Annotated in this window: 9 protein-coding genes; 5 read left to right on the top strand and 4 right to left on the bottom strand. The window is 44.5% G+C overall.

Annotation, left to right across the window (positions count from 1 at the left end):
- Together F6K57_RS31185 and F6K57_RS31180 are read right to left on the bottom strand one after the other, a co-directional pair.
- The coding region (locus F6K57_RS31185) for a cation:proton antiporter (RefSeq protein WP_293072012.1) at positions 1-1,826 on the bottom strand (1,826 nt) is incomplete at its 3' end.
- A gap of 315 nt (positions 1,827-2,141) precedes the next feature.
- The gene (locus F6K57_RS31180; protein ID WP_293027285.1) at positions 2,142-2,306 is read right to left on the bottom strand and encodes a hypothetical protein; all 165 of its coding nucleotides are present in this window, start codon (positions 2,304-2,306) and stop codon (positions 2,142-2,144) included.
- 558 nt (positions 2,307-2,864) lie between these two features.
- Between F6K57_RS31180 and F6K57_RS31175 the strand changes: the two genes are divergently transcribed.
- Entirely contained in the window at positions 2,865-4,208 is a 1,344-nt protein-coding gene (locus F6K57_RS31175) for a glycosyltransferase family 39 protein (RefSeq protein WP_293027282.1), read from the top strand.
- A gap of 474 nt (positions 4,209-4,682) precedes the next feature.
- Here the strand turns inward: F6K57_RS31175 and F6K57_RS31170 are convergent, their stop codons facing one another.
- Entirely contained in the window at positions 4,683-5,096 is a 414-nt protein-coding gene (locus F6K57_RS31170) for an AbrB family transcriptional regulator (RefSeq protein WP_293027311.1), read from the bottom strand.
- 644 nt (positions 5,097-5,740) lie between these two features.
- Here F6K57_RS31170 and F6K57_RS31165 point away from each other — a divergent pair.
- The 4 genes from F6K57_RS31165 (at position 5,741) to F6K57_RS31150 (ending at position 8,889) form a co-directional block, all read left to right on the top strand.
- Positions 5,741-6,184 (top strand): Rrf2 family transcriptional regulator, encoded by a 444-nt coding sequence (locus F6K57_RS31165; protein ID WP_008184397.1) that lies wholly within the window; start codon positions 5,741-5,743, stop codon positions 6,182-6,184.
- Positions 6,185-6,308: 124 nt separating this feature from the next.
- Positions 6,309-6,590, top strand: a complete 282-nt coding sequence (locus tag F6K57_RS31160) for a GFA family protein (protein ID WP_364304791.1) — start codon at positions 6,309-6,311, stop codon at positions 6,588-6,590.
- Positions 6,590-7,588 carry an adenosylcobinamide-phosphate synthase CbiB gene (gene cbiB / locus F6K57_RS31155; protein WP_293027276.1) on the top strand — a complete coding sequence of 333 codons (999 nt, stop codon included), beginning with the start codon at positions 6,590-6,592 and terminating at the stop codon, positions 7,586-7,588. The genes F6K57_RS31160 and cbiB overlap by 1 nt, the downstream gene beginning before the upstream one ends.
- A 452-nt stretch (positions 7,589-8,040) precedes the next feature.
- Positions 8,041-8,889, top strand: coding sequence for a hypothetical protein (locus F6K57_RS31150; protein ID WP_293027271.1), 849 nt, complete (start codon positions 8,041-8,043; stop codon positions 8,887-8,889).
- Between the two features lie 77 nt (positions 8,890-8,966).
- Here the strand turns inward: F6K57_RS31150 and F6K57_RS31145 are convergent, their stop codons facing one another.
- A complete protein-coding gene (locus tag F6K57_RS31145) occupies positions 8,967-9,710 on the bottom strand; it encodes a DUF2927 domain-containing protein (protein ID WP_293027267.1) in 744 nt (247 codons plus the stop codon).
- Between the last annotated feature and the right edge of the window lie 473 nt (positions 9,711-10,183).

Raw genomic sequence — 10,183 nt, 5'->3', positions numbered from 1 at the left:
GTCCCACCGGATAAACGCTTCAGAAGTTTTGGTCTAGGGTCATGGAGCAAGTAAATAATATTATCCCCCGGTTGCCAATCTTCATTCCCACTCGCCACTTGAAAACTCTTTTCCCTCTCCAGTAGCAAAGGTACCAGTTCTCCAGAGCGAATTAAGGCGTTGAGATGAGCTCGCTGAAAACCAAATCCAGCTTCCTTGAGAGTGGTTTTGCCCAACTTGATTTGCCCATCATTAATGTACTGGATCCAAGTTTTGATCGGTAGTTGTGCAATGAAGGCCTGATTAACCTTGGTTTTATTGTTGTTGCTATTGACTTGGGGGTCACGAGGAAACACTGCTAAGACTCGCGGTGGATTAAACTCCTCTGCTGCTCGTTGAGCCAATACCAAGTTAATCTCACCATTCTTGGTCATTGCTAGGAAAGTTCCCACCGATTCGATGCCAGCTTCTTCTAGAACATCCACATCCAAACCACTGCTTTGGAAAACTCGCAGATTTTCGTCCCTTGCTTTTTGGCAGGCTTCTGGGTCTGTATCAATCAGCACAACCGACTCTCCTCGCTCTTGAAACAAACGAGCAATCAGACGGCTCATCGGATTACAACCGATGATTACAGCACCAGTTGCCTCCTCCTCTGGGTTAAGTTTTAGCCATTTGGCGACCCAGCGAGCGGTCAAACCCTGTAAAACTACCGTCAACATAATTGTCAGGAATACCAAGGCTTTAATCGAGTCACCACCATTAACCCCCCGTTCCGTTAGGAGAATGGCAAACAAGGAAGCCACAGAAGCACTGACAATTCCCTTAGGACCAATCCAGGACACAAATAATTTTTGCCGCCAATTGAGATCACTATTCCAAGTACAAACCACCACACTGATGGGGCGCACCACCAACATCAATACCAAGACGGTAAAGATACTGCCCCAGCCTAGGGCAAACACACTGGCGATGGAGAGGTCAGCGGAGAGCAGTACGAATAACATCGAAACCCCAAGGACAGTTAATTGTCCCTTGAAGCGTCGCAACAAGCGCTCTTCAGGCAGGTCAGAGGCTCCCATAACTACTCCAGCCACTACAGTTGCCATCAAACCGGATTCAGAGCGAACCATCTGAGCCAAGCCAAACAAACCCCACATGCCAGCCAGTACCACCAAGTTTTTGAGTTCTTCTGAGATGAAGCGTGCTTGCTTGAGAAGAAACCCCATTAACCAGCCCCCTAAGCCCCCAATAACAGCACCGATGCTTAAACGAAGACCTAGACCCAGAAATGCTGCATTTGCACCAGCATCACTATTTAAAATTGTGTCCAGGACAACCACTGCCAGAATTGCCCCGACTGGATCAATGAGAACCCCTTCCCCTTCTAGGAGGGTTTCTACACGTCGATCCACTTTCACCTGTTTTAGCAGAGGGCTAATCACCGTTGGTCCGGTGACCACCACTAGAGAGGCATAGAGAAAAGCAATCGGCCAAGGAAACTCCCCTAGCCAGTGAGCCGCCATGCCACCTCCTAACAGGGTAATCAGTGTTCCGATGGTAACTAGATTTCTCAGACTACCAGACACTTTGCCCAGATCCCGCAGATCTAGGTTGAGCCCTCCTTCAAACAGAATAACTGCCACTGAGAGGGCAACAATTACCTCTAGACCAACCCCTAGCTTCTGTGGGTGCAAAAGACCGAAGCCATCTGGTCCGAGTAGAGTGCCAAACATCAGCAAAAAGACAATGCTGGGAATTTTTAAATACTCACCCATTACCTGGGCACTGATCCCAGCGAAGATGGCGATAACCATCTGTAGGGTTAGTTCAAATGAGCTTTCCATATGCGTAAGTGTCGCAAGTGATCAACTTAGGTAGAAATTCCTCATTATTCTGTGTTCAACTCCATGGGCTGGCTTGGTCAAGAAGTGATCGGTTAGCAGTGAATCTGAACTTGAGGTAAGTTCTAGAACATTGCTAGTAGCAGTCGATGGTCAATGACTGAGCTATAGGTCACAGTAATAAAACCGTCTATAGCCTATCTTAAGCATGCCCTTTGTGTCCTGGTAGTGTATCACTTTCATAGGACTTATTACAGAAGTAGGGAACTTCGGAACAGTTAACAGGTAAGGATTCTGGAGAAGATTTTTTAACTTTGCTTACACTCGATTCGAAAAACTCAAGTTTGAATTACTCAAGACTATAAGCAAAGCTGTTTGCTGTTGTGCCTTACTTAAACGATTGCTGAGCAACAGTTCCTCCCGGAGATAAGACCCACGCCACTGTAAATAGTCATGGGGAGGTTTGAGAGTGTCTGTTACCATGTCATGCTCCTACTTGTCTAATTAGTTTTGTTTATATTGTGTTTATCTTGTGTATAATTGTCAGACTTTGCCATTGGTCAGCAATCTAATCATTAATTCGACCCATAGCTCACACTACTCATAAGTCATACTCATAGGTCAAAGGTTTTTCTACGTTGATTGGTAATTTCAAAAAAAGTTAAGTTTTAATTTATGCTGGATAGTTTAGCACCGTCACTTCAACAACGGACATTCTATCACTGACGGTAAACAGCTTCAACAGAATTGCCTGTTCACGCTCGCGCGAGACGATTAGTTAGAGACGATTAGTTTTCCGACATAATTGAAAGGTTAAAGGTAAAAAGTATACTGCTGTGGTTAAGAACACCAGACAACGGGGTTAGTAGATTAGATAAGATGGCTAGCAGCATTGGGATAATCCCCCAAGTAGAACCGAAAAATTGGATGATGGCTCGTGGTCTGGTGGGGAACGGTAAAATTAGCTTCGTTCATGGTTTTTTGTTAAACTTCTAGCTTTAATTATGAATTATTGGTAAAGGTAAAGGTAAAGGTAAATTTATGGATCATAAAACGTTTACTTGGGGTGGCTCGGGAAACCGGATACGTAGAACTCAACGCTGGATTGAGAGATTGTCGCTGTTAGGGTTATTCCTGGCAGCACTATTGTTGTTTAGCATCAATTTGGGCAGTGGCTCGTTGCAAGGGGTAGAGCAAAGCATAAGTCATCTGGCTACTCAACTACTTTCAGCAAAGGGGGAATTTGGGCAGTGGCTTTACCCAACTTTTGAAGGTGAAACCGTAATTGAACACCCCCCCCTACTAGCCTGGCTCATTGCGGTGGCTTATCAGTTTGGTGGTGTCAACGAGTGGACTACACGCTTACCTGGTGCCATCCTCAGTGTTCTGTCGGTACTGCTAGTATATGGTCTTGCTACAGAAATCTTCCCCTGCCGTCAGAAGGCTATTTTCTCTAGCTTGATTTACCTAACTTTCTTACCAATAGCCCATTATGGGCGTATGGCAATCCTGGATGGAGCTAATCTGTGCTTTGTGGTGTTGATGATGTGGTGTGTGTTGCGATCGCGTCGGGACTCACGCTGGTCACTGGCAGCGGGGATCGGATTAGGCTTGATTTTCCTCACTAAGGGGATCCTGGTGGCATTGTTGATCACAGCGATCGCTCTGTTGTTTCTAGCATGGGATACGCCCAGACTCCTCACGTCTACTTATTGGTGGTTGGGATTGCTCCTAGGCTATAGTCCTGCTCTTGCTTGGTACACTGTTCCATTACTGGTACAGGATCAAAGAGCCGTTACTACAACTAAAGCCATTCTCTACGAGTCCCTACGCCCGATCTGGACAGCAGTGGATGGGCAAAATCGCCTCCCTTGGTATTACCTGGGGGAAATCTTAAAATTTTCCGCACCTTGGTTACTGTTCTTTTCCTACTGGTTACAGCAGGCTTGGCAGAATCGCCATTGGGGCTGGGCTAAATTGGTACTGGTATGGGCTGGCGGTTACTTGATCGCCATTTCCCTTATTGCCACTAAATTGCCTGGGTATGTGTTGCCAGTTTACCCAGCATTAGCCCTTGCTGGTGGAGCCCAACTGACAGATATTTGGCATTGGCCTTCTAGCAAATCTTATCCCCGTTTTTGGAGTATTGGGTTAAGTCTACTAGGTGTTGCTACTATTACTGTGATGCTTCACTTCGGGATTAGGAAAGCTTTTGACCTCAGCTCCTGGCTGTTCTTCGCTTGTGTCCCTTTAACCATGGTTATAGCAGGGATGCTGGTTGCGCGACGGGATAGACAATTTATGGTAATTTTATTCTGGGGAACCTATCTTTCACTACTGATTTTGATGTCTTCTGACCATGGGATTTGGCAATTTCTGATCTAGTTCAACTTATTGCTTAATACTGGTCTCCTTGAGCAATGGAAATTGAAGCCAGCCAGAAGAATTGATGATGCCCCTGACTGGGTGTTCTTTAAACAATATCCCAATTGAGTGATTAAAAGCTAGATTGGGAAGTTTCCATAAATGGGGATGGAAATTGATACACCGCTTTCGTAACAGACAGTGATCGGGTTTGCATTAAGCTATCAGCAGTCAGCTGACGCGCTACTTTCCAGCTTTGCAAACAGCTAATGTTTTGGGAGCCTGGGTTTATCAAGAGAGTAAGCTTATGGGCTCCTTTTCAAACCACGCTTACCGTTTAAAGCCTCGTGGATTGGTTCTCTTGAGGGCATCATGAATGGCTGGCAAGCACAGCGTTTCAAGTAGCGCTAATGCTGATAACTGACGGGAGAATGCTGACGTTTTGAGCGACAGCACATTTACCGATTACGGCGTTCTAAGCCTTGTCTATTCGGCTCAGGATGCCTCACGTGCTTCTTCTTCTGTTTCATCAAGTTGTTTAAGGTGAATGTGCTTGCGTCCCAGGGTGATTTCAAACTGGTCCCCTGGTTGTAAACCCATTTGTTTCGTGTAAGCCGAGCCAATCAGAAGATTGCCGTTAGACTGCACACTAATCCGATAGCTGGCACTGCGTCCGCCACGACCATTGCCATTGACTTTGCTGTCTAATTCAATCCCCTCCGCATCAATAAGGGCATTGAGGAACTTCATCATATTGACTCGCTCTACTCCGTTTTTTGTCACGGTGTAGTAGCCACAGGCTCTAGCTTTTTCTTCTTTGCTCAGGTTACCTAGCTCTCTTACTTTATCAAGCAATGCTTCGTCCTTCAGAGGAGGCGTCGGAGCAGCCATGTTTTTCTTTCTAGCCATCAACTTGAATCTAATACTAAGGACTTAAGTGGTATCCAGCATTTCTACTGGACTGACTGTCAACTAAGATAACAAAATCTTAGTTTAATATCAGTATATGAGACTATATTACACCGAGAGTGTCAACTGTGTTCGTTAATAGTCAGTTTTTAACTACCGTTCAACTACAGCAATAGGTTGTGAATAGGTCGTGAACAACTCCGATCATCTGGGTCACAGGAAAATTGCCTAGGGTCACGGGAAAATTGGCTAAAAGAGTATGGGCTACTCTTGTAGGCAATTTCCTCACCAGCCACCTGTACTTTCCATCCCTGTCACAAGTCAATGGCTATCTCCATTGGGTGACAGTATTAAGCGAGTTTCTTTGAGCTTAGCATTCAGCCAACGGGCTATCAGCTATCAGCCATTGATAGTCTAAGATCTAAGCTTCTGGCTTGAAGGCATAGCTAAAAGCATACCGCTCAAAGTATAGTCTTCAGGATGAGAGGGTTGCTTGGTTCCCCCGGCTCTTGATGCTGATAGCTGAGTGGATTAAACGAGCGTGATCTTTAAACAGGTCATAAAATCGTTTCCGACTTTAGTCTTTCAAAGAAATTGTCCCGTTAACTCCCACGTCCACTTTCCGATTGGATTGCTATTTTATTATGAAGCTCACCACTCGTGGACACTACAGTGTTAAGGCACTACTAGATCTGAGCCTAAGACCAGGGTATGGACCGACATCGGTTAGAGCGATCGCTAAACGGCAAGGTCTACCAGCTCCATATCTAGAAAAACTACTGATTGAGATGCGCCGTGCTGGCTTAGTCAAGTCAGTTCGTGGAGCTCAAGGAGGCTATCAATTAGCCCATGAACCCACACAAATTTCCCTCGGCAAAATCCTAGAAGCAGTGGGTGAAACCATCGAACCACTACCCCACCATACCCCAGACGCTGGTCAAGCCGAAGACTGGGTTACATTTACACTTTGGCATCGTTTGCATCAAAAGCTTAAAGAAGCATTGTACACTATAACTCTTGCCGATCTTTATTATGATGCCCGTAGTTGGCAAGCGGCTATGGGAGAAGAAACCAGTTTCGTTGTTTGAATCAATTTTTCTGTTCATGAAAAAGAGTAACGAACCGATTACTTATGAGGGGGGCTGTCATTGTGGCGCTGTCCGCTTCCGGGTAATTGTAAAAAAGCATGAGGCAATTGATTGCAATTGTTCGATGTGTAAAAAAAAGGGCATCTTACACCTGATTGTCTCCCCTGAGCAATTTAGCTTACTTAAGGGAGATCAAGTGTTGACTAGTTATACCTTCAACACTCACACGGCGAAGCACACATTCTGCCAAATCTGTGGCATTCATCCTTTCTATCGACCCCGTTCTCATCCCAATGGGATTTCTGTCAACCTACGTTGTCTTGACGGTGATGTTCTATCTCGATTTACCCTTGTCCCTTTCGATGGGGCTAACTGGGAAGAGAATGTCGATAAAATTAGAAAGTAGTGGTTCAAATCCTGGGTAATAACCATACTAATGGTGTCATTTTGCTGCTGGCGGCTAGTCTGGATTATCTGATCGGTGATCCTTGGGGTTGGGTCCATCCAGTGCAGGTTATGGGCTGGGTAATCTCTCACTTCACTAAGTTAGCAATTCACTTCTGGCAGCAGCCTTGGCAACAACGCCTAGCAGGAATTGGGTTGGGTATTGGACTAATTATTGGGAGTGGAGTAGTTGGATGGTTTATTGTCTTCCTAGGAATCTGGCTCAATCCCTTTTTGGGTATAGGCATAGGAACGATCTTGCTAGCCAGTTGTTTTGCTGGTCGCTCTCTTAGAGCAGCAGCAATGGATGTATTACAGCCTTTAACTGCCGGAGAATTAGAACTAGCCCGTTCTCGATTAAGTCAATATGTTGGTCGTGATACAGAAAATCTTTGTGAGTCGGAAATCCTACGAGCTGTCCTAGAAACGGTGGCGGAAAACACTACCGATGGGGTCACAGCCCCTCTGTTTTATGCCATTGTTGGAGCGTTGATTCCTGGGGTTGGTAGTGTTCCTCTTGCCTTAGCTTATAAAGCTGCCAGTACTTTAGATTCGATGGTCGGTTACCGCCGAGAGCCTTACACGCATTTAGGTTGGTTTAGTGCTAAAATTGAAGATTTACTAACCTGGATCCCCTGTCGATTAACCGTATTTACCCTAGCCTTGATGTCTGGAAAACCTCAGCAGGTCTGGCGTCTGTGTCGCCGTGATGCTATTGCTGATCCGAGTCCTAACTCTGGCTGGAGTGAATCGGCTTTTGCTGCGATTTTGGAGGTTCAGCTGGGGGGGACTAATTTTTACAGTGGTGTTGTCAAGCAAAAACCCTTATTAGGAAAACCTACCTACGATATCACACCAGGCAAAATTAACCAAGCCTTAGATCTGACAAGGTATTGTTTTTTAATTTGGCTGGGGATAGGGTTGGTTTTTTGTCTATTGCAATATAGCCTTTTTAAATGAGATGTAAACCTATATGGTCTTTTTTTTTGTCCAATAAAACTTCGGAGCTCTTTCCCCTATTGTCTGCAAGCCTTTTCCATCCATGCCTTTTACAGCAAGAAGTGTGTTTACAACCCAGATAAAAACGCGCTTATGCGATTGGCCTTTGGCCACGCTTTGCGAACGCTTCACACAACGTTATCGTTTAATCAGGCAATTATTTTTTTTTGCTTAAATTTTCCCCTATGGTAGGAAATTGTCTTATAACCTTTTTCCAGCCATCTATTTGGCGTTGCTGAACAAAAGAATGACATCAAGTATAGTTGGGTCAGTTACCGATTACCGATTACCGATTACCGATTACCCTTGGGTCTTCCACCTGACAGCAAAGCAATCTATTTTCCCTCAACTTTAGGGGAAATTATGATCATAATTGCCTCAAAACTTAATAAAACTTAAAAAAGGAGAAAAACGTGGAAGTACTTGCTTACACTCATTCCTATGAATCCTATGAAGAAGCAGTAGGTATTGATTGTGATCTAGATCTAAGAGAACTCAACCTCAACTGGTTTAAAATTCCCAACACTGCTTGGCTCGGTTTACTAGGATGTGCGGTCTGGTTAGCGAGTCTGAGTGTAACGGCTCCAGTGTTTGCGGCTTTGGAAACAGGGATCAAAGTCAAGACTCCAAGTGGTGGTTGTTTGACTGCACGCAAAGGTCCGAGCGATACTTCCGCAGCTGTCTTCTGTGTTAGCAATGGAGCTGTACTCAAACCTGTGGTTGTTAAAAATGGGAATTGGCTGCAGCTGAGCAGTGGCAATTGGGTTTATGGTCCTTACACTACCTCTAAATTATTTGATGAAAGTAGTGAGGGCGGTGGCGGTAGTCCGATTTTGGAATCAGGAATCAAAGTCAAAACTCCCAATGGTGGGTGTTTGAAAGCACTCACTGGTCCTGGCACTGGTCAGGTTGTTGCTTGTGTCCGCAGTGGATCTGCACTCAAACCTGTGGTTGCTACAAATGGGAATTGGCTGCAGCTGAGCAGTGGCAATTGGGTTTATGCTCCTTACACTACCTCTAAATTATTTGATGAAAGTAGTGAAGGCGGTGGCGGTAGTCCGATTTTGGAATCAGGAATCAAAGTCAAGACTCCCAATGGTGGGTGTTTGAAAGCACTCCCTGGTCCTGGTACTGGTCAGGCTGTTACCTGTGTAAGCAGTGGATCTGTACTCAAACCTGTGGTTGCTAGAAATGGGAATTGGCTACAGCTGAACAGTGGCAATTGGGTCTATGGTCCTTACACCACCTCTAAATTCTTCTAATCTGAATCTTTATAGCACAGAACCTACCCAGTAACTCTATCTGTAAGGTGCGTTAATAACGCACCCTACTGCTATGATTACCTCGCAAACCTAAGGCTATTCAGAACATTGATAACTTCTGCTTTAGTCATTCCGGGACGAATTTCTGGTCGATATAACATTTCTATCACAGCTTGATCAATCTCCGCATATTCAGTCGTATCAGTCCACCCTTGGAAAAATACACTATTTCTGTATTTATAGGAATCCCTCATCAGTCCTATAGATTGGGTGAGCTCTTCTCGGATTAGGTGAGACCGTGCTTTTTGAGTAATGCTAGTTGTAGAAATCATAATTCTTGACTTATAAATTACCTGGTTATTCCACCAAGTCCGAACAAACCCAAAATTGACCGGTCGATAGTTAGGCTCATAGCGACGAAACTCGTATTCGGGAACAAAATAAATCTTGAGATTGGGATTATTATCATCAAAGTTTATTTGAATTGAACCTTGAGTAATCGTATTTATTTCATCAATAACGGTTGACAAAGTCTGCCAATCTTCAGGGGTTGGCAAGCCGATTACCTTAATCCTCACATTCCTGTCCCATTTTTTGATAGTAGGATTGGAGGAGCCGTATTCCGAGCCTAAGGCAATTTCCAAAAAATAATCAATTTGAGCTTGAGTATAGTTTTTGTTGTCAATTGATTGGAGAGTCGGTTGTGTGCTACTTAGCTCATAATTATTCCCATAAGTGGGTGGTTGATAGGTAGATGGTATCAAAAAACCTAAGAAACTCAGAATAACAGACTTGACGATTGGCAAACAAAAATTACCCATGGTCACTCGCTTCGCTCCAATTCAAAATTATCAATTCAAAATTAAAAAATACCCCAGGAATTAATTCGAGGCATTGAAACATCGCTTCGCTCCAATTCAAATAGTCTTTTTCCATAAATGAATTCAGGGGCTTGTATCCTTAGGTTGATAAGCGAGGGGGTTTTGGCACAGTGATGATCGGCGATCGCATCACTGTGTTAGGCAATTACAAAAAAAAACCCCAGCTAACTGCTGGGGTAAATTATCCAGGAGATTTACTTTGATCACATCCGTTATAACTCTTAAATCCGCCAGGAAATTGACTAGATCCGGAAAGATTGGTGATGGTTGGGCTCAAAAAACTGAAGAAACTCAGAAGATATGACTTGAGGATGGGCAAACAAAAATTAGGCATGGTCATCCCCTTTGGAATTAATCTAGAGAGTCGCGTTGCTCAGGGGCGGTTTTGCCACAGTGATGATCCGCGATCGCAT

This window comes from Moorena sp. SIO4A5, from assembly GCF_010672005.1.
Taxonomy (GTDB): domain Bacteria; phylum Cyanobacteriota; class Cyanobacteriia; order Cyanobacteriales; family Coleofasciculaceae; genus Moorena.
Note: the sequence above shows the minus strand (reverse complement) of the source record. Positions and strands in the feature narration are given on the sequence as shown.

Bases quoted from the DNA above. Each gene is read 5' to 3' on its own strand.
- F6K57_RS31180 (WP_293027285.1), bottom strand. From the start codon at position 2,306: ATGGTAACAGACACTCTCAAACCTCCCCATGACTATTTACAGTGGCGT.
- F6K57_RS31145 (WP_293027267.1), bottom strand. From the start codon at position 9,710: ATGGGTAATTTTTGTTTGCCAATCGTCAAGTCTGTTATTCTGAGTTTC.
- F6K57_RS31160 (WP_364304791.1), top strand. From the start codon at position 6,309: ATGTGTAAAAAAAAGGGCATCTTACACCTGATTGTCTCCCCTGAGCAA.
- F6K57_RS31175 (WP_293027282.1), top strand. From the start codon at position 2,865: ATGGATCATAAAACGTTTACTTGGGGTGGCTCGGGAAACCGGATACGT.
- F6K57_RS31170 (WP_293027311.1), bottom strand. From the start codon at position 5,096: ATGGCTAGAAAGAAAAACATGGCTGCTCCGACGCCTCCTCTGAAGGAC.
- F6K57_RS31165 (WP_008184397.1), top strand. From the start codon at position 5,741: ATGAAGCTCACCACTCGTGGACACTACAGTGTTAAGGCACTACTAGAT.